At 60.9% G+C, this 25,280-nt stretch carries 22 protein-coding genes; 6 read left to right on the top strand and 16 right to left on the bottom strand.

Annotation, left to right across the window (positions count from 1 at the left end; all coding sequences use genetic code 11):
* Positions 1-6: 6 nt before the first annotated feature.
* Genes pcaF through paaF form a run of 5 tightly spaced genes read right to left on the bottom strand, consistent with a single transcriptional unit; the run spans position 7 to position 4,759 of the window.
* The gene (pcaF, locus tag ACIOVB_RS04570; protein ID WP_401265259.1) at positions 7-1,218 is read right to left on the bottom strand and encodes a 3-oxoadipyl-CoA thiolase; all 1,212 of its coding nucleotides are present in this window, start codon (positions 1,216-1,218) and stop codon (positions 7-9) included.
* Entirely contained in the window at positions 1,211-1,660 is a 450-nt protein-coding gene (paaI, locus tag ACIOVB_RS04565) for a hydroxyphenylacetyl-CoA thioesterase PaaI (protein ID WP_401265257.1), read from the bottom strand. Before paaI ends, pcaF begins: the two co-directional genes overlap by 8 nt.
* Positions 1,647-3,161 (bottom strand): 3-hydroxyacyl-CoA dehydrogenase PaaH, encoded by a 1,515-nt coding sequence (gene paaH / locus ACIOVB_RS04560; RefSeq protein WP_401265255.1) that lies wholly within the window; start codon positions 3,159-3,161, stop codon positions 1,647-1,649. Before paaH ends, paaI begins: the two co-directional genes overlap by 14 nt.
* A gap of 2 nt (positions 3,162-3,163) precedes the next feature.
* On the bottom strand, positions 3,164-3,955 hold the full coding sequence (gene paaG, locus ACIOVB_RS04555) for a 2-(1,2-epoxy-1,2-dihydrophenyl)acetyl-CoA isomerase PaaG (protein WP_401265252.1): 792 nt from the start codon (positions 3,953-3,955) through the stop codon (positions 3,164-3,166).
* 33 nt (positions 3,956-3,988) lie between these two features.
* Entirely contained in the window at positions 3,989-4,759 is a 771-nt protein-coding gene (paaF, locus tag ACIOVB_RS04550) for a 2,3-dehydroadipyl-CoA hydratase PaaF (protein ID WP_401265250.1), read from the bottom strand.
* Positions 4,760-5,129: 370 nt separating this feature from the next.
* On the opposite strand from paaF, the gene paaY reads away from it, so the two are divergent.
* The 3 genes from paaY (at position 5,130) to feaR (ending at position 7,704) form a co-directional block, all read left to right on the top strand.
* Positions 5,130-5,726, top strand: coding sequence for a phenylacetic acid degradation protein PaaY (gene paaY / locus ACIOVB_RS04545; protein WP_401265248.1), 597 nt, complete (start codon positions 5,130-5,132; stop codon positions 5,724-5,726).
* 55 nt (positions 5,727-5,781) lie between these two features.
* Entirely contained in the window at positions 5,782-6,705 is a 924-nt protein-coding gene (gene paaX, locus ACIOVB_RS04540) for a phenylacetic acid degradation operon negative regulatory protein PaaX (protein ID WP_305443021.1), read from the top strand.
* A gap of 84 nt (positions 6,706-6,789) precedes the next feature.
* Positions 6,790-7,704 (top strand): transcriptional regulator FeaR, encoded by a 915-nt coding sequence (gene feaR, locus ACIOVB_RS04535; RefSeq protein WP_401265245.1) that lies wholly within the window; start codon positions 6,790-6,792, stop codon positions 7,702-7,704.
* Between the two features lie 3 nt (positions 7,705-7,707).
* Here the strand turns inward: feaR and ACIOVB_RS04530 are convergent, their stop codons facing one another.
* The 5 genes from ACIOVB_RS04530 to ACIOVB_RS04510 form a co-directional block, all read right to left on the bottom strand.
* Positions 7,708-8,229, bottom strand: coding sequence for a c-type cytochrome (locus ACIOVB_RS04530; protein WP_401265243.1), 522 nt, complete (start codon positions 8,227-8,229; stop codon positions 7,708-7,710).
* 142 nt (positions 8,230-8,371) lie between these two features.
* Positions 8,372-8,893: a methylamine dehydrogenase light chain gene (locus ACIOVB_RS04525; protein ID WP_401265240.1), complete on the bottom strand. Its 522-nt coding sequence runs from the start codon at positions 8,891-8,893 to the stop codon at positions 8,372-8,374.
* A gap of 14 nt (positions 8,894-8,907) precedes the next feature.
* The gene (mauD, locus tag ACIOVB_RS04520) at positions 8,908-9,528 is read right to left on the bottom strand and encodes a methylamine dehydrogenase accessory protein MauD (protein WP_401265237.1); all 621 of its coding nucleotides are present in this window, start codon (positions 9,526-9,528) and stop codon (positions 8,908-8,910) included.
* A 3-nt stretch (positions 9,529-9,531) separates the two neighbouring features.
* Positions 9,532-10,071: a MauE/DoxX family redox-associated membrane protein gene (locus tag ACIOVB_RS04515; RefSeq protein ID WP_401265234.1), complete on the bottom strand. Its 540-nt coding sequence runs from the start codon at positions 10,069-10,071 to the stop codon at positions 9,532-9,534.
* A 12-nt stretch (positions 10,072-10,083) separates the two neighbouring features.
* Positions 10,084-11,232, bottom strand: a complete 1,149-nt coding sequence (locus ACIOVB_RS04510) for an amine dehydrogenase large subunit (protein WP_401265231.1) — start codon at positions 11,230-11,232, stop codon at positions 10,084-10,086.
* Between the two features lie 335 nt (positions 11,233-11,567).
* Here ACIOVB_RS04510 and ACIOVB_RS04505 point away from each other — a divergent pair, with 335 nt between their 5' ends.
* Positions 11,568-11,963 (top strand): c-type cytochrome, encoded by a 396-nt coding sequence (locus ACIOVB_RS04505; protein ID WP_401265229.1) that lies wholly within the window; start codon positions 11,568-11,570, stop codon positions 11,961-11,963.
* Positions 11,960-13,450 carry an aldehyde dehydrogenase family protein gene (locus ACIOVB_RS04500; protein ID WP_401265226.1) on the top strand — a complete coding sequence of 497 codons (1,491 nt, stop codon included), beginning with the start codon at positions 11,960-11,962 and terminating at the stop codon, positions 13,448-13,450. The genes ACIOVB_RS04505 and ACIOVB_RS04500 overlap by 4 nt, the downstream gene beginning before the upstream one ends.
* 31 nt (positions 13,451-13,481) lie before the next feature.
* On the opposite strand, the gene ACIOVB_RS04495 is transcribed toward ACIOVB_RS04500, so the two are convergent.
* The 6 genes from ACIOVB_RS04495 to ACIOVB_RS04470 form a co-directional block, all read right to left on the bottom strand.
* Positions 13,482-13,937 carry a MarR family winged helix-turn-helix transcriptional regulator gene (locus tag ACIOVB_RS04495; RefSeq protein ID WP_401265223.1) on the bottom strand — a complete coding sequence of 152 codons (456 nt, stop codon included), beginning with the start codon at positions 13,935-13,937 and terminating at the stop codon, positions 13,482-13,484.
* A gap of 185 nt (positions 13,938-14,122) precedes the next feature.
* Complete coding sequence (locus tag ACIOVB_RS04490; protein WP_187678742.1) at positions 14,123-14,575, bottom strand: Ohr family peroxiredoxin; 453 nt, start codon at positions 14,573-14,575, stop codon at positions 14,123-14,125.
* 208 nt (positions 14,576-14,783) lie between these two features.
* Positions 14,784-15,263: a copper chaperone PCu(A)C gene (locus ACIOVB_RS04485; protein WP_401265220.1), complete on the bottom strand. Its 480-nt coding sequence runs from the start codon at positions 15,261-15,263 to the stop codon at positions 14,784-14,786.
* A complete protein-coding gene (locus tag ACIOVB_RS04480) occupies positions 15,263-15,868 on the bottom strand; it encodes an SCO family protein (RefSeq protein WP_187678740.1) in 606 nt (201 codons plus the stop codon). The genes ACIOVB_RS04485 and ACIOVB_RS04480 overlap by 1 nt, the downstream gene beginning before the upstream one ends.
* A gap of 156 nt (positions 15,869-16,024) precedes the next feature.
* Positions 16,025-17,434 (bottom strand): efflux transporter outer membrane subunit, encoded by a 1,410-nt coding sequence (locus tag ACIOVB_RS04475; RefSeq protein WP_401265218.1) that lies wholly within the window; start codon positions 17,432-17,434, stop codon positions 16,025-16,027.
* Between the two features lie 72 nt (positions 17,435-17,506).
* Complete coding sequence (locus ACIOVB_RS04470) at positions 17,507-18,301, bottom strand: helix-turn-helix transcriptional regulator (protein WP_401265216.1); 795 nt, start codon at positions 18,299-18,301, stop codon at positions 17,507-17,509.
* A 485-nt stretch (positions 18,302-18,786) separates the two neighbouring features.
* Between ACIOVB_RS04470 and ACIOVB_RS04465 the strand changes: the two genes are divergently transcribed.
* Positions 18,787-25,197: an amino acid adenylation domain-containing protein gene (locus tag ACIOVB_RS04465; RefSeq protein WP_401265213.1), complete on the top strand. Its 6,411-nt coding sequence runs from the start codon at positions 18,787-18,789 to the stop codon at positions 25,195-25,197.
* Positions 25,198-25,280: the final 83 nt, after the last annotated feature.

Below are 25,280 nucleotides of genomic sequence, written 5' to 3'. Positions count from 1 at the left end.
GGTTCTTTAGTCGGACAAGCGTTCGATCACCAACGCAATGCCCTGGCCGACGCCGATACACATGGTGCACAGCGCATAGCGGCCACGACGTTCTTCCAGTTCGTGCAGGGCAGTGGTGACCAGTCGTGCGCCACTCATGCCCAGCGGATGACCGAGGGCGATGGCGCCGCCGTTCGGGTTGACCCGCGGATCGTCGTCGCCCAGACCCAGCTCACGCAGCACTGCCAAGCCCTGGGCGGCGAAGGCTTCGTTGAGCTCGATAACGTCCATATCGGCAAGACTCAGGTTGGCCAGTTCCAGCACTTTGCGCGTGGCTGGCACCGGGCCGATGCCCATGATTCGTGGTTCGACCCCGGCGGTGGCCATCGCCACCACACGGCCACGGGCCTTCAAGCCGTAGCGCTGGGCGGTTTGTGCATTGGTCAGCAGCAGGGCGCAGGCGCCGTCGTTGACCCCGGACGCGTTGCCGGCGGTGACGCTGCCACCTTCACGGAATGGCGTACCGAGTTTTTGCAGTTGTTCAAGCGTGGTGTCGCCGCGCGGGTGCTCGTCGTGCTCGACCACTTTGGCCGGGCCTTTGCGCTGCGCGATTGCCACGGCGACGATCTCTTTGGCCAGACGTCCATTGGCCTGCGCCGCTGAAGCGCGCTGTTGGCTACGCAGGGCGAAGGCGTCCTGATCAGCACGGGAAATGTTGAACTGTTCGGCGACGTTCTCGGCGGTCTCCGGCATCGAGTCGATGCCGTAGGCTTTCTTCATCAAGGGATTGACGAAACGCCAGCCGATGGTGGTATCGAACAGCTCCGCCGAACGCGAAAACGCAGTGTCAGCCTTGCCCATCACCAACGGCGCGCGGGACATCGATTCGACACCGCCGACCAGCATCAATCCGGCTTCACCGCTGCGAATCGCCCGCGCGGCAGTGCCGATGGCATCCAGACCGGAGCCGCACAAACGGTTGAGCGTGGTGCCCGGCACGCTGACCGGCAGCCCGGCCAGCAGCGCCGACATACGCGCGACGTTGCGGTTGTCTTCGCCGGCCTGATTGGCGCAGCCGTAGATCACATCGTCGACTTGATTCCAGTCCACTTGCGGGTGGCGGCGCAGCAATTCACGCAGCGGCACGGCACCGAGGTCGTCGGCGCGCACGCTGCTCAAGGCTCCGGCGTAGCGCCCGATCGGGGTGCGGACGGCGTCGATGATCAGAGCGTCATTCATGGGGAATCTCCTGCGCCAGCACCGTGCCGCGCACTTTGTAGGATTTGCCGTGGAACAGGGCGATCAACTGGCCCTGCTGGTTTTCGATGCGAACGTCGTAATTGCCGGTGCGGCCCGAGCGCGATTGTTCGGTGCAGCGTGCGGTTAGGGTGTCGCCCAAGTGGGCAGGAGCGATGTAATCGATGCTGCAACCGATCGCCACAGTGGCGTCGTTGTAGCTGTTGCAGGCAAAGGCGAACGCCGAGTCGGCGAGGGCGAACAGAAAACCGCCGTGGCAGGTGCCGTGGCCCTGGATCATGTCGGCGCGCACGCCCATGCCGAGGGTGCAACTGCCGGGGGCGGCGCTGATCAGGCGAATGCCCATGCCCTGAGTGGCGGCGTCACGCTCGAGCATCGTTTGCGCGCAGCGACTGGCGAGGCTCATGGCTTCAAGGCTGGTCATGGAATGTGCTCCCTTCGGCGACTTTGCGGCGCAACAGCAGCGATGGCCGGTAGCGCTCTTCGCCGTAAGTGGCTTGCAGGTTGTCGAGGACGCGGGTGATCTGCGCGAGTCCGATTCGGTCAGCCCAGGCCAGTGGGCCTTGCGGATAATTGACGCCGGCGCGCATCGCCAGATCGATATCCGCGGCCGTGGCGACGTCGTGCAGCACGGTGTCGGCAGCTTCGTTGGCGAGCATGGCGATGGTGCGCAACACGGCCAGCCCCGGTGTGTCGCTGAGCAGGCTGACGTGCAGGCCGGCGCGTTGCAGCAGGGCGACGCCTTGATCGCGAGCGCTGTCGCTGATGTCCGCCGAACAACTGATGGCGATGCGTTTGGCTGTGGCGTAATCGAAGGCCAGATCGATCAGGATCAGGTTGCGCAGGCCGTCTTCATTGGCGCGTTGGCTGGCCATGCGGCCGTCGCTCAGGGCCAGGATGGCGTCGCCGACTCTCAGCAAACCGCTGCCGTCACGCTGGATGACGTTGGTTTTCAGGCGCGGGATCAAGTCGTTCAGGGCGCCCAAATCGCCTTCCACCACGCAGTTGTCGACAGCCGCGTCGCTGCTGACGTGCTGCGCATCGGGACGCTGCGCACCCTCGCTGTAGTCGTAGAAACCACGACCGCTTTTGCGCCCGAAGCGTCCGGCATCCACCAGTTCCTGCTGGATCAGCGACGGTTGAAAACGGGTGTCGCCGTAATAGGCGTCGAACACCGAACAGGTCACCGCATAATTCACATCGTGGCCGATCAGGTCGGTGAGTTCGAACGCGCCCATGGCGAAGCCGCCGGCATCACGCATCAAGGCATCAAGGGTGGCGCAATCGGCGGCGCCTTCCTGCAACAGGCGCAGGCTTTCGGCGTAGAACGGCCGCGCCACACGGTTGACGATAAAACCCGGCGTCGAGCGGGTGTGTACCGGTTGTTTGCCCCAGGCTTTTGCCGTGTCAAACAAGGTGCTGGCGAGCGCGGGATCGCTGGCCAGACCGGAGACGATTTCCACCAGCGGCATCACGGGCGCGGGGTTGAAAAAGTGCAGGCCGAGCAAGCGCTCCGGGCGTTTCAGGCCGGCGGCGATGCGCGTGATCGACAGCGAAGAGGTGTTGCTGGCGAGGATGCAGTGTTCGCCGCACAGGCTTTCCAACTGAGCGAAGAGTGCGTGTTTGACCTCAAGGTTTTCGACAATCGCTTCGATGATCAGCGTGCAGTCGGCCAGCGCTTCGATGGCCTCTACGGCTTGTAAGCGAGCAATGATTGCTGCTCGTTCGGTGGGGGCAAGTTTGCCTTTCTCGACGCGTTTGCCGAGTTGTCGGTCAATGCCATCAATGGCTTTAGCAGCCGCGCCCGGACGGTTGTCCAGCAGCAGCACTGGATGCCCGGCCTGCGCGGCGACCTGAGCGATGCCGGCGCCCATTGCGCCGGCACCGATTACGGCGATTTGTGCGTTGCGGTTGAGAGCGTTCATGTTCAGCGACCCTTGAACGCAGGTGTGCGTTTGTCCATGAATGCGCTGACGCCTTCGCGGTAATCCTCGCTGCGCCCGGCCAGGCGTTGCAGATCGCGCTCAAGCTCCAGTTGTTCGTCAAAGGTGTTGCTGAGGCTGGCATTGAGGCTGCGTTTGATCAGCGCCAGACCGTAAGTCGGTTGCGTGGCCAAGTGACGGGCGAGGGTCAGGGCTTCGTCGCGCAACTGAGCATCGTCAACGCAGCGATAGATCAAACCCCATTGCTCGGCTTGTTCGGCGCTCAAGCGATTGCCAAGCAGGGCCAAAGCCTTGGCGCGGGCCATGCCGACCAGTCGTGGCAAGGTCCAGGTGCCGCCGGAATCCGGGATCAGACCGATTTTGCAGAACGCCTGAATAAAACTCGCCGAACGCGCCGCCAGCACCAGATCGCAGGCCAGCGGAATGTTCGCCCCGGCCCCGGCTGCCACGCCGTTGACTGCGCAAATCACCGGCATCGGCAGATCACGCAACTGGCGAATCAGCGGGTTATAGAAGGTCTCGATGGACACGCCAAGATCCGGCGCCTCACTGCCCGGCGCCACATTGCGGTCGCTCAGGTCTTGCCCGGCACAGAAGCCGCGACCTTCGCCGGTGAGTAGTAGCACGCGCACTTCAGGGGTCTGCCGCACCTGCTTCAGCGCTTCTTTGACTTCCAGGTGCATGGCGGTGTTGAAGCTGTTTAGCTGCTCGGGCCGGTTGAGGCTGAGCAAGGCGACGCCGGCCTCGATGGAAAACAGGATGTGTTCGAAGTTCATGGGCAGGGTTCTCCGGGAGGTCGTTCGATTCGGTTACTGGCCGCGAAACTGCGGCGCTCGTTTGTCCTGAAAGGCGCGGATGCCTTCATCGCGATCGGCGGTACCGGCCAGCAACGTGAAGGCATGGCGCTCGAAACGCAGGCCGCTGGCCAGATCGGTGTCCATCGCCTTGAGCAGCGCTTCCTTGGCCAGACGCACGGCCAGCGGTGCCTTGGTGGCGATGGCGTGGGCGATCTGCAGGGCGCGTTCGACGGTGAATTCCGGTTGGGTGATTTCGCTGACCAGGCCTGCGCGCAGGGCGTGGCGGGCGTCGATGGCTTCGCCGGTGAGGACCATTTGCATCGCCAGTGACTTGCCGACCGCACGCAACAAACGTTGGGTGCCGCCGGCGCCGGGCATGATCCCGAGGTTGATTTCCGGCTGGCCGAAACGCGCGTCTTCGCCGGCAATCAGGATGTCGGCGTGCATTGCCAACTCGCAGCCGCCGCCGAGGGCGAAGCCGTTGACGGCGGCGATCAGCGGTTTGCTGAAGCGGGTGATGATTTGCCATGAGGCCTGGCGCGGGTCGTTGAGGATGCCGACCAGATCGCGCTCGGCCATTTCCTTGATGTCGGCGCCGGCGGCAAAGGCTTTGCGGCTGCCGGTCAGGACTACGGCGCGGGTGTGCGGGTCGGCTTCAGCGATGCTCAGTTCGGCGGCGAGTTCGCCGAGCAGTTCGGTATTGAGGGCATTCAACGCCTGCGGACGTTGCAGGGTGATCAGGCGCACAGCTTGCAGCTGTTCAACGGCCAGGGTTTGAGGCATGGCAAAGGCCCTCACGGTGTGCGCTCGGCTGCTGCCGGCTTGTTGTTGGTTCGACGTCGGGCGTCGGTTTTGCCGAAGTATAGACTTAACGTGATACGCAAAAGCAACAATGAAATGCTATTAATGTGTCTCAAATAGAATTTCGTCCGATCTATCACTTTCTGGTTTAGCTCGTTTCGTATTAATCAAATTATTGATAAATAAAGAATAAATACTAAATTGATTAAGGGTTTACGGGCGACAAGCGGTGGCTTTATAAAGCGATACGCTTTTCAAGCTTTTATGTCGTGAAACGATGTGATACAAAACAAGCCTGTTTGCGCATCGCTTTGCGTATCTCACTGCACAACGTCCGGCAAAGGAGCCTGCGATGACCTGTTACAGCCTTGATGGACTGACTCCGGTGGTCGACCCAACCGCCTATGTGCATCCGTCCGCCGTGCTGATCGGCGATGTGATCATCGGGCCGCACTGTTACGTCGGGCCGCTGGCGAGTTTGCGTGGCGACTTCGGCCGCATCGTTCTGGAAGAGGGCGCCAACCTGCAGGACACCTGCGTGATGCACGGCTTTCCCGACAGCGACACCGTGGTCGAACGCAACGGCCACATCGGCCACGGCGCGGTGTTGCACGGTTGCCGGATCGGCGCCGATGCACTGGTGGGTATGAATGCGGTAGTGATGGACAACGCGCGGATCGGAGCACGGTCGTTCGTCTCGGCAGCGGCGTTTGTGAAGGCAGGGTTCGAATGCCCCGAGCAGTCGCTGGTGATGGGCGCGCCGGCCAGTATCAAGCGTGAACTCAGCGACCAGGAAGTGGCGTGGAAGCAGGCCGGCACGCGTGAGTATCAGGAACTGGCCAAGCGTTGCCTGACGCAGATGCGAGTCTGCGAGCCGTTGAGCGAGCCCGAACCGGATCGGCCACGGATCAGCGATAGCGGATTGCGACCCAAGAACAGTTCACTATGAACACCACCCGTTTCGATTCGGTATATTCCTTTCTTTTTTTCAACCCGGTACGCCCATGTCATCCCTGACACCTTTGAACCATCTGATTACCCGCTTCCAGGAGCAGACGCCGATCCGCGCCAGTTCCTTGATCATCACGCTGTACGGGGATGCCATCGAACCCCACGGCGGGACGGTGTGGCTGGGCAGTCTGATTCAGTTGCTGGAGCCGATCGGCATCAACGAGCGGCTGATCCGTACCTCAATCTTTCGTTTGACCAAGGAAGGCTGGCTGACCGCCGAGAAAGTCGGCCGGCGCAGTTATTACAGCCTCACCGGCACTGGCCGGCGGCGTTTCGATAAAGCCTTCAAACGGGTTTACAGCTCAACCGTGCCGGCGTGGGACGGTTCGTGGTGCCTGGCGATGCTCACGCAGTTGAGCCAGGACAAGCGCAAGCAGGTGCGCGAAGAGCTCGAATGGCAAGGTTTTGGTGCGATTTCCCCGGCGGTGCTGGCGTGCCCACGCAGTGATCGCGCGGACGTCAACGCCACGTTGCAGGACCTCGGCGCGCTGGAAGACACCATCGTTTTTGAAACCACCGCACAAGACGTGCTGGCCTCCAAAGCCCTGCGGGCGCAGGTGCGCGAGAGTTGGAGCATTGAGGAGCTGGCGGCGCACTACAGCGAGTTTATCCAGTTGTTCCGACCGCTCTGGCAAGCGCTTCGCGAGCAGGAAAACCTGCTGCCGGCAGACTGTTTCATGGCACGTCTCCTGCTTATTCACGAATACCGCAAACTGCTGCTGCGCGACCCGCAACTGCCGGACGAATTGCTCCCCGGCGACTGGGAAGGTCGCGCGGCGCGGCAGTTGTGCCGCAACATCTACCGTTTGATCTACGCCAAGGCCGAAGAGTGGCTGAACACTGCGCTGGAGACTGCCGACGGGCCGTTGCCGGACGTCGGCGAGAGTTTCTATCGACGCTTTGGCGGCTTGAAATAATCGCCACAGCGAGGGAGCCGCACTGTTCAGGATGAACGCTTGGATTGACGTAGATAATAAAAACAAGCCTGCGTGAGGCCAGACATGAATCCTTCAACTGCACAACGCCGTGACGGCTTCGATCAGTGGATCTATCAGATCAATCAGATCTGCGGCGCCTTCAATGCGCAAACCCTCGGCGCCGGTTTTACCGGGCGCATTCGTGAGTACCAGAGCGGTGCGCTCAAGCTCAGTTTTGTCGACGCCTGCCAAGCGCGGCTGTATCGCACGCCGGCGGAAATCGCCGCGGGCGAGGGCGGCAAATACTTTGCCGTGTTTCAGCTCGAAGGCTCGGCGGGCATGGCCCAGGGCGACAACAAAGCCCTGCTGTCGGCCGGGGATATCACCCTGATCGACGCCTCCCGGCCGAGCGATTTCACCTACCACGAGAACTCCCGGCAGTTGTCGCTGATTCTGCCGACTCATCTGGTGGAGAAGACCCTGCGCTTCAATCAGGTCAAGTGCGGTCACCGCATCCTGGCGAGCTCCCCGATGGCCATGCTTTCGCATCATTTGATCCTCGATGCCACCCGCCAGAAGAACCTTAGTTTGAGTGAAAGCGAAGCGACGCTGGAGGCAATTGTCAGCCTGTTGCGCCCGGCGATCAGCCAAAGCGAAGACTGCAGCGATCTACATGAACGGATCTTCCAGAAAACCCTGGCGTGCATTGACGAGCACATTCGTTGCGAAGAACTGTGCCCGGAATGGCTGGCGCGGGAAGTCGGGATGTCGGTGCGCGGGCTGTACCGGATCTTCGCGAAGAAGGGCCTGGTGGTGGCCCGTTACATCAAGAATCGACGGCTGGACTTGTGCGCCGAATCCCTGCGTCAGTCGGGGGGCGAGCAGAAGCTGTCGGTGCTCGGTTACTCGTGGGGCTTTACCGATTCGAGCCATTTCTCCACGGCGTTCAAATCGCGCTTCGGCATTGCGCCGGGGGAGTACCGCAAGCAGCACGCTTGAGGTTCAGTCGTTCATGCCGTCATCGATTGCGATGCCTTGGGTGCGCATTTCCTTAATCAGCTGTGCTCGCGTGCCGGGCAGGTTGAGCATGGTTTCGTGGCGCAACTGCGCGACTTCGTCGGCGCTGTACGGCGGATAATTCTTCGGCGCACTGGCACCGGCCATGCCGTCCTCGCGGAGCAGCCAGTTGAGCAGGTCGGCCAGTTGCGCGTTGTTCAGCGCGGACTGCGACATACCGGGGACGCGCACCAGAAACTCACGGCCGCCGGGGACTTTCAGGAAGTTGCCGACAAAACCGGCCATACGCGGCGTGTCGTTGGCGGCCGAGCCTGTACCGTCGGGCAAATGGCAACCGGCGCATTGCAGTTGGTAGTTCACGCCGACGCTGTAATTGGCCTGGGCGATGGGAGTTTGCGGCGCCTCGTTGCCCGGCGCGTGGCGTTGGTTCGGGTTGGGGATGGCGCGGGCGTAGACCGACGGTGCGGCTATCGCCAGCGCCAGACCAAGAATGAGCAAGTGACGCATGACAACTCCTTCAAAATTCACACAACACCCTGTGGGAGCGAGCCTGCTCGCGAAGACGCCGGCACATCCAATAGAGCTGTCGCCTGAAACACCGCTTTCGCGAGCAGGCTCGCTCCCACAGGGGAAAGTTGCTGCGCTCTGGTCAGACAGCTACACCCCGAATAATCGAAACCGTGCAGTGATAGATGTGCGATTTCGCCGCCAGGCACCAGTTCACGTCGTTGTTGTTGAACGGCCGGTACGCAGGTTCTTCACTGTCATTACGTGTACACGCGCACTGCGCACAGCTCTGCTTACCGCAGCAGTCGTTGTACGAAATGATGTAGTCCTTGCCATCCGCCGGGTTGCGGCAGGTGCCGATCCAGGTCACTTGCGAGGCTTCGGTGCCCGGCGGGCACGACGTCACCGAACCGCCGCAGCAACTGCACAGAAAGCCGTCGATCGAGCAGTAGCGCCAGTAGTCGCAACTGTTCGGATCACCCGGATCGCCAGCCTTGGGATTGTCCGCCGCCAGTGCCTTGCTGGTGCGATCCAGCGGCAACAGCAGCGGCAGTGCGGCGCCGGCGACCATCAGCGAACCCATGCGCGCCAGCAGTTTGCGTCGCGACGTGGTGTCGGCCACTCGGCGGGCCGAGCGTTCGAACAACAGATCCAGAATTTTCATCAGTCTCTCCCCGCTCAGTGGCTATGGCCGTGGCTGTGGTGATGCGGCTGTGGCTGGCTGTTGAGGTAGTCCTGCAATGTCGCGCTTTGCAGGTGTTCGACCTCGAACAGGCTGTCCAGATGCTCGCGGGAATTGACCAGGCCTTTGGCGCGCAAAGTGCCGGTCTTGTCGATCAGCGCGGCGTAGGGCAGCTTGCCGATCTGATAGGTCATGCCCACTTCGGGGCCGACTACGTAGGTGACGTCGTCGAGTTTGTGTTCGCGGATCAGTGCTTGCTGGGCCTCCATGTCGCCGTCGCTGATGAACACCACGTCGAGGCGGTCAGCTTGCTGTTTAGCGATGGATTTGATCGCCGGCAACAGCGATTTGCAGATCGGGCAGGTCGGCGAGAGGAAGAACAGCAACTGGTTCTTTTCCCCGGCGTAACCGAAGTTGACCGGGCGCCCGTGGCGATCGGCGGCGGTGACTTGCGGTGCGGCTTCATTGACTGCGACGCCTTTATCGACCATCAGCGCACCGGCCGGGGCAATGCGCCCGTGCAGCACGCCAATCTGCCGCACCAGCCCCATCACCGCGAACGCCAGGGCAATCAGTAGCACCCACAGCAACACATTGGAAATCATCAGACCTTCCATAAATCACCTACCAATCAATTTGAGCAGAAGAGGGGAGTTGGCCAGCAAGCCATCAGCGGCGGCGTAGATCAGCAGCGCCACGGCACTGGCCGCGACAGTGACGAAACTGTCGAACAGATTCAGGTCGCGAACCAGCGGCGTCGCGCTGGCCAGTAGCGCCAAGGCAATCAACACCGCGTTACGCAGCAGCAAAACCGGACGCAGCGGTTGCACCTGATCGGGCCCTGCGCAGCCGCAATCGATGTCACGACGACCGCGCCACAGATTGATGCCGATGGCCGCCGCATATAGGGCGATCAGCGCCGCCGCCACCCATGCTGCCGGGCCGCGACTGAGGGGAACCAGCAGGGCAAAAGCGATCAAAAGTTCCAGCAACGGAACCACTCGCCCGACCGGACGAACCAGCGACTCGGGCAGCAGTTGATAGTCAGCCAGTTGCCGGGCGAAGCGGGCCGGCGCGCGTAGCTTGTGGGTTGCGGCGCTGGCCAGCAGCACCGCAACCGCGAGCGCACTGGCAAGGATGAAAATCGGGTCAATCGTCATGGCGGCAACCCCTTAATAGCTCATGACCTGAGTCGCGGTTTTGGCGACTTTCGGCATGCTTGCGCTGAGCGTGTTGGTGTTCAGGTCGAAGATCTGCAAGCCGCCCTCGATATCGGCGCCAAGCAGCAGTGGTTTGTCATCACCAGTGGCTTGCAGACTCCACACCGGTTTCGGCGCTTCGAGGGTCGCGAGTTTCTTTCCGGTCTTGAGATCGAAGGCCCAGATCAACGTGCTCGGGTCTTCCCACTTCATCGCTTCGTGGGCGTCGTGCATCAGCACGTACAAGCGATCGAGCTTTGGCGCGACCGCCATCAGTTGCCAGCCACCGGGTGCCCAACCGGTTTTCTTCTCGGCGTCGTTGACCAGCGACCACGACGGCAGGAGCTTCGGCGCATCGCCAGCAAAGTCGACCGGGCGCACGGTGCCGGTGGTGGTGACGAAGTAGTAGGTGTCGCCGACGTTCACCGCGCGTTCGTTGAGCTTCTCGGCATTCGGGTCGAAGAACGGCGTGCGGCTGCGCGCGTTTTCCTGGCCTTGATCGTTGAGCGTGACGACTTGCAGGCTGCCGTCGCCGCACAACGAAGCGAAGCGACGATTGCCCACCGGGTAATTGAGCACGCAACCGGGAATCGCGATTTCGCTGCTGACGGCCCGAGCCTGGGTGTCGACCACGGTCACCGAGGTCGACGGGGTGAAGTTGTAGACGTAGACGAAACGGTCATCGCCGCTCGGTTTCAGGCCATAGCGCTGGGTCAGGGATTCGGCGCGTTTGCTCGGGATCACCACTTCCCAGGACGGCGACAGGGTCGAGGTGTCCCATGCAGTCAGCACGTCGGTGCGCGTGCCGCGAGTGCCGCGCGAATAGAACAGGTCGGCGCTGAACAGGGTTTTGCGGTCGTGGCTCAGGGCCGACGGCGCGGCAAAACCGGTGGGCACCATGCCGAGGATTTTTTTCTGGTCGGGGTCGACCACGGTGACGCGGCCCATCACGAAGTTTTCGAATTCGACGTCGACCACATAGGCGCGATGCGCTTCAGGCGGGAACGCCAGCGTGGTCTGGCCGATGGTGTCGGGCGGCAGTTCGGCGCGGGCGCTGTTCAAGCCGAGCAGCAACAGGCTCAAGCCCAGCGCTGACGGTACGGTGATCCGGTTGGTTCGCATTGAAGGGGAACTCCCTGACTGGTGCCCTGAATAGTGGGTGCCAGTGGATTTTGCCTCTGCGCAAGAATCGGGGAATTGCTGTGTCTGCCAAGTGCTTGTGTGTTTGTGCCAGTGTCGTGCGGCGCAATTGGCAGGCGCGCCAAAGCGACTGGCAGACAGGGCAAAACCCGTGTCGTCGCAAGCCCCGACAATCGACACAAATCCCTGTGGGAGCGAGCTTGCTCGCGATGGCGGTCTGGCATTCAACATTGATGGCGACTGACACGCCCTCATCGCGAGCAGGCTCACTCCTACAGGTGACGGTGGGTATTCAATAATTTTCGGGTTGGTCTTCTATGTTCACTCCGCTCAGATTTGCCTTCGCTTCTTTGTTTTCCCTGACAGTGGCCCAAGCTGCCATCGCCGCCGATTGCGCGCCCGACACCCGTCATGGCGCTCAGGTCTTTGCCACTGAATGCGGTGTCTGTCATGCGGTAAAAAAAGACGTCACCGGGATGATGGGGCCGAACCTCAACGGCGTGATCGGGCGAAAATCCGGTTCCCTGGCGGGCTTCAGTTATTCCCCGGCGATGCGCAACAAAGATGTCAGCTGGCAAGCCGAAACCATCGCCGAACTGATCACCCAGCCCCAGGCCTACGTGCCCGGGACCTACATGCCTTATATGGGCCTGGCTTCGGCAGACGACCGTCAGGCCGTGGTGTGTTTCCTCAAATCCAAGGAGGCTTTATGAGCAACGTTGAAGTGCTGCCGCAGGTCGCGGCGTTCATTGATCGTCGTCATGGCTGCTTTATCGATGGTGAATGGCAATTCGCTGAAGGCCCGACGATTGCCGTGGTCAATCCGGCCAGCGGCCAGACCTTGTGTGAAACGCTGGATGCCCCGGCGCAACTGGTCGAGCGCGCCGTGCAGTCGTCCCATGCCGCGTTCAAGTCCGGCATCTGGTCGGGGCTGCGGCCGGCGGATCGCGAGCGCATCCTGCTGAACTTCACTCGTCTGGTCGAAGAGCACGGCGAAGAGCTGGCGCAACTGGAAACCCTGAGTCAGGGCAAGTCGATCAACATGGCCCGCGCACTGGATGTGAACGCCACGGTGGAGTTCATGCGCTACATGTCAGGCTGGGCGACCAAGATCGAAGGGCAGACCTTTGACGTGTCGATTCCGTTGCCGCCTGGCACGCGTTTCACCACGTTTACTAAACGCGAACCCGTGGGCGTGGTGGTCGGCATCGTGCCGTGGAATTTCCCGTTGATGATCGCGGCGTGGAAGTTGATGCCGGCGCTGGCCACCGGTTGCACGGTGATCATCAAACCGGCAATGGAAACACCGCTGACGGCTCTGCGTCTGGCGGAATTGGCCGTTGAAGCAGGCATTCCGGCAGGTGTGTTCAATGTGGTCACGGGCGGCGGTGCTTCAGTGGGCGGCGCGCTGACTGCGCATCCGCTGGTGAGCAAAGTGTCATTCACCGGTTCCACCGCCGTGGGCAAAACCGTTGGAGTGGCGTGCATGGCCAACATGACCCGTTTTGCGCTGGAACTGGGCGGCAAGAACCCGATGATTCTGCTGGCCGATGCCGACCTCGAAAAAGCCATTCAGGGCGCGCTCCTCGGTGGTTTGCTCAATAACGGTCAGGTGTGTGCGGCGGCTTCACGCTTCTATGTGCATCGCTCGATCCACGACCCATTTGTCGAAGGGCTAGCGGCGGCAGTGTCGGCGTTGCCGATCGGTGCGGGCATGGACGCCGAAGCGGCGATCAATCCGTTGGTGTCGCACAAGCAGCAACAAAGTGTGCTCAAGCACATCGAACTGGCGCGGCGCGAAGGTGCGCGGGTGGTCTGCGGCGGCGAGTTGCTGGATCGCGAAGGCTTCTACGTGCAGCCGACAGTGCTGGCGGATGTCGATCACAGCATGAGCGTGGCGCGTGAAGAGGTGTTCGGGCCGGTGTTGGCGGTCATCGCGTTTGATGATGAGGACGAGATGATTGCACTGGTTAACGACAATCCCTACGGCCTGGCGGCGAGTCTGTGGACCAATGATCTGAGTAAGGCGATGAACCTTGTGCCGCGCATCGAGGCCGGTACGGTGTGGGTCAATGCCCACGTACTGCTCGATCCGGCGATGCCGTTTGGCGGGGTGAAGCAATCGGGAATGGGCCGGGAGTTTGGCCGGACGGTGATCGAGGCTTATACCGAACTGAAATCCGTCTGCATCGCGCATTGATTACAGGCAACAAATAACCTGGACAGGCCAATCACCCTTCAGCATTCGTCGACTTGATCAGGTTGTTGCGCAATTTGACGATTGATTGCTGCATCTGCGTGAACTCGTCCACGGTCAGCCCGGTTGCGTCGAACAGGCTGCTGCCCGAGGACACGTTGCGCAGGTCTTTGCCGCTTTGGGTCAGGCCGATCCGCACCTGACGCTCGTCCGCCGGGTCGCGTTGACGTTGCAGATAACCCATTGCTTCGAGTTTTTTCAGGATCGGGGTGAGGGTGTTGGATTCCAGGAACAGCTTTTCGCCGAGACTGCCGACCGTTTGGTCGTCCTGCTCCCAGAGTGCAACGATGGTGATGTATTGGGTGTAAGTCAGGCCGAGCTTTTCGAGGATCGGTTTGTAGGCCTTGCCGAACGCGAGGTTGGTCGAATAAACGGCAAAGCACAGGAAGTCGCTAAGTTTGAGATCGGTGGGGGCCAGGGTGTTTTTCATGTTCATCCTCGTGGGTCTGCTGAACCGTTGAAACGTATGGGGCGAACTATACGTCGGATGCGATTTTATCGGGAGTGCTGCTGGTGTTTGAAACGCCAATCGGTTCGCCCGTGAACGCAGGGCGAACCGATTGCATCTCTATCCTATGCGCCTATATCGCATGCGATGTATTTGGCTGACTAAAATCATTCGGTGATGACATTCAACGCCACATCGATGTTGCCGCGAGTGGCTTTCGAGTAGGGGCAGATCTGGTCAGCGGTGTGCGCCAAAGTTTTCGCGATGTCGTCGGCAATGCCCGGTACGCGCAGGGTCAGACGAGCCTGAAGGAAGTAGGCCGGGCCTGTCTGGCCGAGGTCGACTTCGATGTCCACGGACATGTCGGCCGGCAGCACCACATTCAGGTCATTGGCGACCAGGCCGACCGCGGCGGTGTAGCAAGCGGACCAGGCGCCGGCAAACAATTGCTCGGCAGTTGGGTGCGGCAGGGCGTTAGCAAACACATGGGCCGGTTTGGCGCTGCCCGGCGACGACAGTTGAATGTCGAGGTTACCGTTGTGACCGCGCGAAGTGATGCCGGCGCTGGCAGCGGTGGTGTGGGTTTTGCCGGTGGCCAGGACTTTTTCGATTTTGCTCATGGGATTAATCCTCAAAGACATAATGATTGAAGTTGTTATCGCATGCGTTTAGATCGCATGCGATGTAATAATAATCCTCTTGCCCCAGAGTTCTGTCAACCCGCTCGACAGGCCCCACGCGACGAGCGGTAAACGTTTCCTTCGCGCAAAAAAAACGGGGCGGCCTGATAACGATCAGGCCGCCCCGCGGGTGTTTCAGTCAGTCAGATCAATGCATTTTGCTGTGATCGTGACCTTGCATGTTGGTCAGCGAACGCACGGCGGCCTTCACTTCAACGGTTTCTTTCTCGCCTTTGGCGTTTTCCACGGTCAGGGTCAAAGGCACGGTTTCGCCTTCTTTCAACTGACCGGTCAGGCCCATCAGCATGACGTGGTAGCCGTTTGGATCAAAGTTGACGGTTTTGCCGGCTGGCAGGTCGACCGATTTCACCGGGCCCATGCTCATGACGTCATTCTTCATGGTCATTTCGTGGATCTGCACGTCTTTGGCCACCGGGGTCGCGACGCTGAGCAGCTTGCTGTCGCTGTCGGCGGTGACGGTCATGAACGCGCCACTGGCGGACTGGGTCGGCACGGTGGCACGTACCCAGGCGTCGCTGACGGTGGTTTGTGCCGACGCCTGAAAAGCCAGGCCCAGCAGGGACAGACCGAACACGACGCGTTTGATGTTGTTCAGAACGGGGTGCATCAGCAAACCTCCATAACAGTAAGCAAATCTTCCGTGCATTCTTCTGCCGAAAGCGATGTGGACAGTCCCAGGCGCAGCTCGCCGCGCGAGTCGTAGACGTAACTGGTGGCGGTGTGCGAGATGGTGTAGGTGTCGCCAGCCGGCACCTTCTCGAAGAACACGTCGAATTCCTTGGCCGTGGCCTTGGTTTCCTCAAGCGTGCCGTACAGCGCGACGAAGGTAGGGTCGAAGGCTTTCATGTAGGCGTCGAGGATTTCTGGCGTGTCGCGCTCGGGGTCGAGGCTGATGAAGATCACCTGCAAGCGATCGCCATCCTTGCCCATCAGTTTTTTGATTTTGGCCGCGCGGGCCAGTGTGGTGGGGCAGATTGCCGGGCACTGGGTGAAGCCGAAGAACACCATCGGCATCAAACCGCGAAAGCTCGACAGCGTCATGGTTTCGCCGTCGGTGTTCTTCAGTTTGAAGGTGCGTCCCATGATCTTGTTACTCAGATCCTTGCCGTACTTGTACGACAGTTGGCCGCGGGTGTCGCAGCCGGCGAGCAGGCCGAGCCCGAGCACGCCCATTCCCGCAAGTACCTTGCGGCGAGTCAACAAAGCCGTCATCTAATACCGCCTTTTGCAGCCCGTCAGTCGGCAGGACTGGCGAGGGGTTAACCGTAAAAGCGGCGCATGATACCAAACTGAACCGGCGAGTCGGTTTTCGATCGGCTGACAGGGTGTCGCAGGGCGACAAAAGGTGTAAGAAAAAGTGACGAGTACCTAGTGAACCGTCGACTCCTGTGCCCGCCAGCCGCCGCCCAGCGCGGTGTACAGATTCACCTCGGCGACCAGTTGCGCCAGGCGATCAGTGATCAAGCCTTGCTGCGAACTGAACAGTGAACGCTGGGCATCAAGGAACACCAGACTGCTGTCGACGCCGTTCTGATAACGGTGTTGCGCCAAGTTGTAATAGTCCTGTGTGGCTTGCACCAGATCGCGCTGCGCTTGCAATTGCTGCTGATAAGTCGTGCGCGCCGCCAGTCCGTCGGCAACTTCCTGAAACGCCGTTTGAATCGATTTTTCGTATTCGGCGACCGCCACGTCTTTCTGCAACTTCGAATAATCCAGGCTCGCGCGCAGGCTGCCGGCATTGAAAATCGGCAGGCTGATCTGCGGCTGAAACGTCCAAGCCCCGGAGCCTGCGCCAAACAGGCCTGACAGGTCACGACTGGAGGTGCCGGCATTGGCGGTCAGGCTGACGCTGGGGAAAAACGCTGCCCGCGCCGCGCCAATATTGGCGTTGGCGGCCTTGAGTTTGTACTCGGCCTGAAGAATGTCCGGCCGCCGTTGCAGCAGATCCGACGGTAGCCCCGCCGGCAGTTGTTGCACCAGATCACTGGCCAACGGCCGCGCCGGTAGGGACTCAGGCACCGGCGCGCCGACCAGCAGCGTCAGGCTGTTCAAGTCCTGCGCGACCTGACGCTGATAGCGCGCCAGATTGGCCCGTGAGGTGTCGACGCTGGTTTTCGCTTGCGCCTGCTCCAGTGCCGACGATTTACCAGCCTCACGGTTGCGCGTGGTCAGGCGCAAGCTCTGTAGATCGGCGGCGAGGGTCTCACGGGTCAGCGCCAGCAGTTCCTGATCGGCGCGCCAGGTCAGGTAGGCGTTGGCGACGTTGGCCACCAGGCTCAACTGCGCGCTGCGGCGAGCTTCTTCGGTCGACAGCCAAGTCTGCAACGCCTGCTCGCTGAGGCTGCGTACGCGGCCGAAAAAGTCCAGCTCATAGGCGCTGATGCCGAGATTGACCGAATAGGTCGAATTGATCAGCGCTTTGCTTTGGGTCACGCTCGGTGGCATGCGCTGGCGCGATTCGCTGGCATTGGCCGACACCGCCGGCCACAGGTCGGCGCGCTGGATGCGGTACTGCGCCTGGAACGCTTCGACGTTGAGGGCCGCCACGCGCAAATCGCGATTGTTGACCAGCGCGCGCTCGATCAACTGTTGCAGGGCCGGATCATTGAACAGTGTGCGCCAGTCTTCGTTGCCCGCAGTCTGGGTCGATGCCGGATAGGCCGCACCTTGCGGGTATTGCGCTGCACTTGGTGAGACTGGGCGTTGGTAATCGGGAATCAGTGAACAGCCGCCCGCGAGCATTGCCAGGCAGAGCAAGGAAATTCGCAGGGTGGACATCGAACAGCCTCATGCACGGAAGACGGCGGGCACGTCTTGTATCCGTGCCCGTTTTTCAGCAGAACTGCCGGATCAGGCCCCAGCCATCCATTTGGCAAGACCATGCCGGCCACTGACCCCAAGCTTGGCCGTGGCGCGCTTGAGGTAGGTCTCGATCGAACTGTTCTTGACCCGCAGCCTTTCGGCCATTTGCGGCACTGTGCCGCCGGTCAGCAAGCCCAGGCAGACTTCTTTCTCGCGCGCTGACAGGGCGATGCCGCTCAATGCCAATCGTTCATCGAACACTCGCGCAAGCGGGGCCTGATCCAGATCGGCCAAGGGCAAACGCGGTTGTTTGGCCAGGGTTTGCCGACTGATCTGCGCATGGCGTTCGATCAGCGGCAGCAGGGTGTCGGACAGGCTCTTGAGAAAAGACAGTTCCGGCAGGGAAAACACGCGCTGGGTATGCGGCCGGTAGAACGAAATGACACAGCGGCGGTTGGAGCTGCGCGACACCAGATTGCATTGATGGACGCTGTGCTGCGGATGTCGGGATAGAAGCGAGGCTTTCAGTTGAATCAACAGCGAGTCGTTCATCTCGATCATTTTCTGCAACAACGGATGATTGTCCGGGCTCTCCAGCGGATCGCGCGCAGGGAAAGTCTGCGGTAGACCGGCACTGCCCAGCGGCTTGATCTCGACCACGCTGGCTTGACGCTCATCCAGCGTCCATTCGCTCAGATCGACCCGGTTGACCGGCACCAGCGTGTCGACCAACTGGAACATGTTCGTGGCGAAGTGATCATCGCCGGTGCTTGCAATCAGTTCCCCGAGTTGCCAGTAGAAGTGCGGGTTTTCCATATTGCGAATACTGCCGGTCAGATTCATATCCTTTTCATCCCTGGTTCAGAGCCATCACTGAATCGTCTGCCGTCGTCAAAGCCGCCCACCCAGTCATTTCTCCTTGAACATGATCTGGGGCAGGATTTAAACCTATACATTTGTCCTACGTCTGTAGGGGGAAACAGGGACACAAAGTGCCACTATTTATGATTGTTGGCGCCGGGGTTCTGACGGGGCTGATGGCACAACAGTTGTCGCGAATGACTGTCCAGTCACGCCAAAGGCCCTGAAAACGGGGCGGTCGTGATTTCCGGTCGGCAGCGCCTGAGTAAAAGGCGGTATGGGCATGTGGTTCTTTTCCTACAAGCTTTTCAGTATTTCCTCTCCGGATTTTTAGACAATACCTGCGCGATTCGCCTCAATAGAGGCTGTCAGGCGTGTGCGGGCGGGGTGGTTGTCCGGGTTTCAGGTGTCATGTCGGTGGGGAGGCCGATGCTTGAATACGCGACAAATTACATGAGATGGACCTTATGCAGCCTACTTCTGCCAATGCGGCGGACGATCTGTCCGCGCCTGTCGAGACGTTCCCCCTGACCGCCGCCCAACGGGATATCTGGCTTGATCAACTGAGCCGTGGAGATTCGCCGCTGTACAACATTGGTGGTTATGTCGAACTAACCGGGCCATTGGATGCAGATTTGATGCACGCGGCCCTTAAGTCTCTGGTTGCCAGTCACGATGCCTTGCGAACAGTCCTGTTGGTGGGCGCCGGTGCTGACGGTTTGCCGTTGCAACGGTTCGCCCGGTCACTGCCGGTGTCTATGCCGGTTTTTGATTTTTCCGCGCACCCGGAGCCGCAGTCGGCGGCGCAGGTTCTGATCCAGCAGGCGATGGAACAGACTTACGAGCTGGATGGACAGCCGCTTTTCCGTTTCTCTCTGATCCGCCTGGACAACGACCGTCACTGGCTCGCCACCCAGGCCCATCATCTGATCCTCGATGGCTGGGGGTTTGGTCAGATGCTCAAAGCGCTCGGCGAGATTTACAGCGCGCTGACCCAAGGGCAACAACCGCAGATGCGGACGCCTTCCTACGCTGAGTTCATCCAGGACGACGCGCGTTATCACCACTCTGTTCGTCATACGCGTGACCGTGCCTACTGGCTCGACAAGTACCGGACAGTCCCGGAACCGCTGCTAGTGCCACGTTATCGCGAGCGTTTTGCCAAACGAGCAGCCGCGACCCTGACACACGTTCAAGCCTTTCCTTCGCTGCTGCACGAACGCATGAAACACACGGCCCGACAGTCAGGCGGCTCGGCATTCCATGTGTTGCTGGCGGCACTGCACGTCTATTTCAGCCGTACCTTGCAGCGTGAAGAGTGGGTTGTCGGGCTGCCGATTCTCAACCGTTCCGGTGCCCGATTCAAAGCGACGCTCGGGTTATTTACCCAGGTCAGTCCCGTGTGTCTGCGCTTTGGCCAAGAGCAGTCGTTCGCACAATTGGTCCGGGCCATTGGTGATGAACTGAAACAGGATTTCCGCCACCAGCGTTTCGCCCTGAGCGAGATGAATCGCGCACTCGGCCTGATGCGCGAAGAGCGTTCGCAGCTTTTTGAAGTGTCGGTGTCCTACGAACAGGATGATCATGATTACCGCTATGGCGCGGCGTTGGGGCATACGGTCAAGGTTTCCAATCGCCACGAAGCCACACCGTTGGCGATTCACCTGCGCAGCAACCGTCACAACGACAAAGTGTGGCTGCATCTGGTCTACAACGAGGCATTTTTCGAGACCGATGAGATCGAGGCACTGGCGGCACGGTTACTGTCGATTCTGGAGCAAGGGTTGGAGTGCCCAGAGCTTTCGGTGAGCGATTTTTGCCTGAGTACTGAATCCGAATCGATGCTGCTGCAGCAATGGAACGACACGCGACTGGAGTGTCCGCAAGGCCAAACGATTCATGAGCGCTTCGAAGCGCAAGCGGCTGAGCGACCGGACGCAATTGCGGCGGTTTATCAGGGGCAATCGTTGACGTTTGCGGAACTCAATGGCCGGGCCAATACCCTGGCCCAGCGCTTGATCGACCTCGGTGTGCGGCCGGATCAGCGCGTGGCGATTATCGCTTATCGCGGGCTGGACACCTTGGTCGGTTTGCTGGCCATCCTCAAGAGCGGGGCAGGTTACGTACCGATTGATCCACAGCATCCTGCCGAGCGTTTGAGTTATCTGCTTGGCGACAGCGCACCGATCGTCGTATTGACCCAGAGTGTTCTGCGCGATCGGCTGCCGGTGCTGGACGTGCCGGTTCTTGAGCTCGATCTGGAGGGTGGGTCGGCGATTGTTTGCAACCCCGAAGTGCCGGGATTGACCACGGCCAATCTCGCCTATGTGATTTACACCTCCGGCTCCACTGGCCTGCCAAAAGGCGTAATGGTCGAGCACCGCACGCTGAGCAATCTGGTGGATTGGCACTGTGACGCCTTTGAGCTGCGTGCCGGTCAGCACACCTCAAGCCTCGCCGGGTTCGGCTTCGACGCCATGGCCTGGGAAGTCTGGCCGGCGCTGTGTGCCGGCGCGACTTTGCATCTGGCACCCAGCCACGACGCCAGTGAAGACATTGATGCCTTGCTCGCCTGGTGGCGCGCACAGCCGTTGGACGTGAGTTTCCTGCCGACACCCATCGCTGAATATGTTTTCAGCCGCGAACTTGATCACCCGACACTGCGCACCTTGCTGATCGGCGGTGATCGCCTGCGTCAGTTCAATCGGCAGCAATCCTTCGAAGTGATCAACAACTACGGGCCGACCGAAGCCACGGTGGTTGCGACCTCAGGCCGGATCGAGTCCGGGCAGGCGGTGCATATCGGCAGGCCGGTGAGCAACACAAGGGTGTACTTGTTGGACGAGCAGCAACGGCCGGTGCCGATTGGCATTACGGGCGAATTGTATGTCGGCGGCGCCGGAGTCGCCCGAGGCTATCTGAACCGGGCAGACCTGACCGCCGAGCGCTTCCTCGACGATCCTTTCAGTCATGCGCCCCGCGCGCGCATGTACCGCACCGGCGATCTCGCGCGCTGGCGTGCCAACGGCAATCTCGAATACCTGGGGCGCAACGACGATCAAGTGAAAATCCGGGGCGTGCGAATTGAGCCGGGCGAAATCGAAACCGCGCTTGTCAGTCACGACGCGGTACAGGACGCCGTGGTGCTGGTTCGCGACGGGCAACTGCTGGCGTGGTTTACCGAGCGCCAGCCGCTGGATATCAATCAGTTGCACGCGCACCTGAAAACCCGCCTGACCAGCGCCATGCTGCCGAGCGCCTATGTGCGCCTGACTTCGTTGCCGCTGACCGCCAACGGCAAGCTCGACCGCAAGGCCTTGCCGGCGCCGGGGCCGGAGGCGTTGATTCGCCGCGAATATGAAGCCCCGCAAGGCGCAGTGGAAACTGCCCTGGCGCAAATCTGGGCCGAACTGCTGCAAGTCGAGCGAGTCGGACGCCACGATCATTTCTTCGAACTGGGCGGGCATTCGTTGATGGCCGTGATCCTGATCGAACGCATGCGCCAGATCGATCTGAGCAGCGACGTCCGTGTGCTGTTCAGTCAGCCGACATTGGCAGCGCTGGCGGCTTCGGTGGGGTCGGGGCGTGAGGTCGAAGTGCCGGAAAACCTTATCGCAGCGGATTGCACCCACCTCACGCCGGACATTTTGACGCTGGTGCAACTGGATCAGCCGACCATCGACCGCATTGTCGCCACAGTGCCGGGTGGCGCGGCCAACGTGCAGGACATCTATCCGCTGGCGCCATTACAGGAAGGCATTCTCTACCACCACATCACTGCCGCGCAGGGTGATCCATATCTGCTGCAATCGCGGCTGGCATTCGACAGTGTCGAGCGGGTCGAATCCTTCGCCGAAGCGTTGCGTCAGGTCATGGCCCGTCACGACATTCTGCGCACCGCAGTGGTCTGGGAAGGGTTGACCACGCCAGTGCAAGTGGTGTGGCGCGAGGCGATTCTGCCAGTGGAGGAAGTCGTTCTTGATCCCGCTCAAGGCGCGATCATCGATCAATTGCATGAGCGCTTCGACGCCCGCCGTTATCGCCTCGATGTTAGCCAGGCACCGCTGATTCGCCTGGTGTATGCCCGTGATCCGGCCCTCGGCAGGGTAGTCGGCATCTTGCTGTTCCATCACTTGGCGATGGACCACGTTGCGCTTGAGGTGATGCGCGGCGAGATGCAGGCCAGCCTGTCCGGGCAGGTCGAGCCGCTGGCGCCACCGGTGCCGTATCGCAACTATGTGGCGCAGGTGCGCCTGGGAGTCAGCGAGCAAGAGCACGAGGCGTTCTTTCGCGAGATGCTCGGCGATATCGACGAGCCCACTTTGCCGTTCGGTCTGCAAGAGGTGCACGGTGATGGTCGCGGCATCGAAGAAGCGCAGCAAACACTGAAAGAGGGCGTGTATCAGCGCTTGCGCAGCCAGGCGCGGCAGGTCGGCGTCAGCATCGCCAGCCTGATTCATCTGGCGTGGGCGCGGGTGCTGGCGGCGACTTCAGGCCAGGAGCGAGTGGTATTCGGCACCGTGCTGATGGGGCGCATGCAAGGCGGCGAGGGCGCTGACCGGGCGCTTGGCGTGTTCATCAATACCTTGCCGCTGCGCATCGATGTCGATACGGGTGTTCTGGCTGGGATGCAGGCGACGCATGCACGGCTGACCGCGCTGCTGGGGCATGAGCACGCCTCGCTGGCACTGGCTCAGCGTTGCAGTGGTGTGGCGTCGCCATCGCCGCTGTTCAGTGCGTTACTCAACTACCGACACACAGACCCCAGCGAGCTGCTCGGGCCGGCACGTCAGGCCTGGCAAGGTATCGAAACGTTGGCCAATGAGGAGCGCACCAATTATCCGCTGACCCTGAGTGTGGACGATCTGGGCAGCGACCTGCGCCTGACCGCCAGAACGGTGGCAGGGATCGGCGCCCAACGGATCTGCGGTTATGTGCAAGCAGCCTTGAGCGGCTTGGTGGACGCTCTGGAGCAGGCGCCGCAACAACCGCTCAACCGCTTGCCGATTTTGCAGACTCAGGAGCTGCAACGCTTGCTCATCGAGTTCAACGCTACTGAAGTCGATTGCCCGCTGGAGCAACCGCTTCACGCACTGTTTGAGGCGCAGGTCAGGCGCAGACCGGACGCCATCGCAGTGCAATCCGAGCAAGGACGTCTGACCTATCGCGAGCTCAATACGCGCGCCAATCGACTGTCCCATCACCTGCGTGAAATCGGTGTGCAACCGGATGCGCGAGTGGCGATTTGCGTTGAGCGTGGACTGGATTTGGTGATCGGTCTGCTTGGCATTCTCAAAGCGGGCGGGGCGTATGTGCCACTGGATCCGGATTATCCGCTGGAGCGCCTGAGTTACATGCTCAAGGACAGTGTGCCGGTCGCGGTGCTGGTGCATGAGGCTACACGCAATCTGCTTGGCCAAGCCGAGGTGGCGCTGATCGATCTCGACCACAGCCATTGGCAGGATCAACCGGAGGACGATCCGCAAGTGCCCGGCCTGAGTGCTTCAAACCTCGCCTACATGATCTACACCTCCGGCTCCACCGGACTGCCGAAAGGCGTCATGGTCGAGCACCGCAGCGCCTGCAACATGGTGCATTGGGGCTCGCAGATCAGTCCGCCAACCGAACACGGCGCGCTGTTGCAAAAGGCGCCGTTCAGTTTTGACAGTTCGGTATGGGAAATTTTCTGGCCGCTGTGTTCCGGTCTGCGTCTGATATTGGCGCGGCCCGACGGCAACCGTGATTCAGCCTATGTGGTGCAGACGATTCGCGAGCAGCAGGTCACCGTGGTCAAGTTCGTACCGGCGCTGCTCCAGCATTTCATCGAGCAGGACGATGTCGAGGAGTGCACCAGCCTGACTGACGTACTCAACGGTGGCGGTGAACTCAGCGCCACGCTGGCCCGCCAAGTGCGCGAGCGCCTGCCGTGGGTACGCCTGCATAACGTCTATGGCCCGACTGAAAGCACTGTCGACAGCACCGGTTGGACGCTGGAGCCGCATATGCCGGTGCCGGACAGCGTGGTGCCAATCGGCAAGGCACTGGCCAACACGCGGCTGTACGTTCTCGATGCCCATGATCAACCGGTGCCGCTGGGGGTTTGCGGTCAGTTGCACATCGGCGGAGTCGGCGTGGCGCGCGGTTATCTGGGACTGCCCGAGATGCAGGCCGAGCGCTTTATCGACAGTCCGTTTGTGCAGGATGATCGGCTTTATCGTACCGGCGATCTGGTGCGTTACAGCAGTGACGGCAACCTGCAATTCCTGGGTCGCAACGATTTTCAGGTCAAACTGCGCGGTCTGCGCCTGGAACCGGGGGAAATCGAGGCGCGGCTGATCGAGCATCCGGCGTTGCGTGAAGCAGTGGTGATGGTGCGTGATGAGCGTCTGGTGGCCTGGTACACCGTGCGTGCCGGCGTTGTCGCACCAAGTCTGGGGGATTTGCGCGCGCATGTGCTGGGGTGTTTGCCGGAGTACATGGTGCCCGGGGCTTTTGTGCAGCTCGACGCGCTGCCATTGACGCCCAACGACAAGATTGATCGCAAGGCCTTACCGGAACCGGGTGTGGAGGCGGTGCTCAACCGACCTTACGAAGCGCCCGAAGGTGAAGTTGAAAATACCGTGGCGCAGATCTGGGCGCTGGTGCTCAACGTCAATCAGATCAGTCGTCACGACAACTTCTTCGAGCTGGGTGGGCACTCCTTGCTGGCGGTAAGTCTGGTGGCGCGTATGCGTCAGGCCGGGCTGCATGTCGATGCGCGGACGCTGTTCAGTCAGCCGACATTGGCAGCGTTGGCAGCGCAGACCACCCGGCAGGCGAAACAGGTGGAAATCGCTCAAACCACCATCCCGAACCTGAACCGCAAACGCCGGCTCTGACAGCAAGCATGAAACCTGTAGGCGTGAGCCTGCTCGCGATAGCGTCAGGTCAGTCAATACGTTTGTCACTGACCCACCGTGAT

The organism is Pseudomonas sp. NPDC087639 (genome assembly GCF_044743385.1).
GTDB lineage: Bacteria > Pseudomonadota > Gammaproteobacteria > Pseudomonadales > Pseudomonadaceae > Aquipseudomonas.
This window is presented reverse-complemented; position numbering and strand designations above follow the sequence as displayed.

What these genes read in the sequence shown, in the direction of transcription:
- ACIOVB_RS04530 (WP_401265243.1), bottom strand. Translation starts at nt 8,229, where the DNA reads ATGCGTCACTTGCTCATTCTTGGTCTGGCGCTGGCGATAGCCGCACCG.
- ACIOVB_RS04510 (WP_401265231.1), bottom strand. Translation starts at nt 11,232, where the DNA reads ATGCGAACCAACCGGATCACCGTACCGTCAGCGCTGGGCTTGAGCCTG.
- pcaF (WP_401265259.1), bottom strand. Translation starts at nt 1,218, where the DNA reads ATGAATGACGCTCTGATCATCGACGCCGTCCGCACCCCGATCGGGCGC.
- ACIOVB_RS04525 (WP_401265240.1), bottom strand. Translation starts at nt 8,893, where the DNA reads ATGAAAATTCTGGATCTGTTGTTCGAACGCTCGGCCCGCCGAGTGGCC.
- feaR (WP_401265245.1), top strand. Translation starts at nt 6,790, where the DNA reads ATGAATCCTTCAACTGCACAACGCCGTGACGGCTTCGATCAGTGGATC.
- paaI (WP_401265257.1), bottom strand. Translation starts at nt 1,660, where the DNA reads ATGACCAGCCTTGAAGCCATGAGCCTCGCCAGTCGCTGCGCGCAAACG.
- ACIOVB_RS04495 (WP_401265223.1), bottom strand. Translation starts at nt 13,937, where the DNA reads ATGAAAAACACCCTGGCCCCCACCGATCTCAAACTTAGCGACTTCCTG.
- paaF (WP_401265250.1), bottom strand. Translation starts at nt 4,759, where the DNA reads ATGCCTCAAACCCTGGCCGTTGAACAGCTGCAAGCTGTGCGCCTGATC.
- ACIOVB_RS04475 (WP_401265218.1), bottom strand. Translation starts at nt 17,434, where the DNA reads ATGTCCACCCTGCGAATTTCCTTGCTCTGCCTGGCAATGCTCGCGGGC.
- ACIOVB_RS04465 (WP_401265213.1), top strand. Translation starts at nt 18,787, where the DNA reads ATGCAGCCTACTTCTGCCAATGCGGCGGACGATCTGTCCGCGCCTGTC.
- ACIOVB_RS04500 (WP_401265226.1), top strand. Translation starts at nt 11,960, where the DNA reads ATGAGCAACGTTGAAGTGCTGCCGCAGGTCGCGGCGTTCATTGATCGT.
- ACIOVB_RS04490 (WP_187678742.1), bottom strand. Translation starts at nt 14,575, where the DNA reads ATGAGCAAAATCGAAAAAGTCCTGGCCACCGGCAAAACCCACACCACC.
- mauD (WP_401265237.1), bottom strand. Translation starts at nt 9,528, where the DNA reads ATGGAAGGTCTGATGATTTCCAATGTGTTGCTGTGGGTGCTACTGATT.
- paaG (WP_401265252.1), bottom strand. Translation starts at nt 3,955, where the DNA reads ATGAACTTCGAACACATCCTGTTTTCCATCGAGGCCGGCGTCGCCTTG.
- ACIOVB_RS04480 (WP_187678740.1), bottom strand. Translation starts at nt 15,868, where the DNA reads ATGACGGCTTTGTTGACTCGCCGCAAGGTACTTGCGGGAATGGGCGTG.
- ACIOVB_RS04515 (WP_401265234.1), bottom strand. Translation starts at nt 10,071, where the DNA reads ATGACGATTGACCCGATTTTCATCCTTGCCAGTGCGCTCGCGGTTGCG.
- ACIOVB_RS04470 (WP_401265216.1), bottom strand. Translation starts at nt 18,301, where the DNA reads ATGAATCTGACCGGCAGTATTCGCAATATGGAAAACCCGCACTTCTAC.
- paaH (WP_401265255.1), bottom strand. Translation starts at nt 3,161, where the DNA reads ATGAACGCTCTCAACCGCAACGCACAAATCGCCGTAATCGGTGCCGGC.
- paaX (WP_305443021.1), top strand. Translation starts at nt 5,782, where the DNA reads ATGTCATCCCTGACACCTTTGAACCATCTGATTACCCGCTTCCAGGAG.
- ACIOVB_RS04485 (WP_401265220.1), bottom strand. Translation starts at nt 15,263, where the DNA reads ATGCACCCCGTTCTGAACAACATCAAACGCGTCGTGTTCGGTCTGTCC.
- paaY (WP_401265248.1), top strand. Translation starts at nt 5,130, where the DNA reads ATGACCTGTTACAGCCTTGATGGACTGACTCCGGTGGTCGACCCAACC.
- ACIOVB_RS04505 (WP_401265229.1), top strand. Translation starts at nt 11,568, where the DNA reads ATGTTCACTCCGCTCAGATTTGCCTTCGCTTCTTTGTTTTCCCTGACA.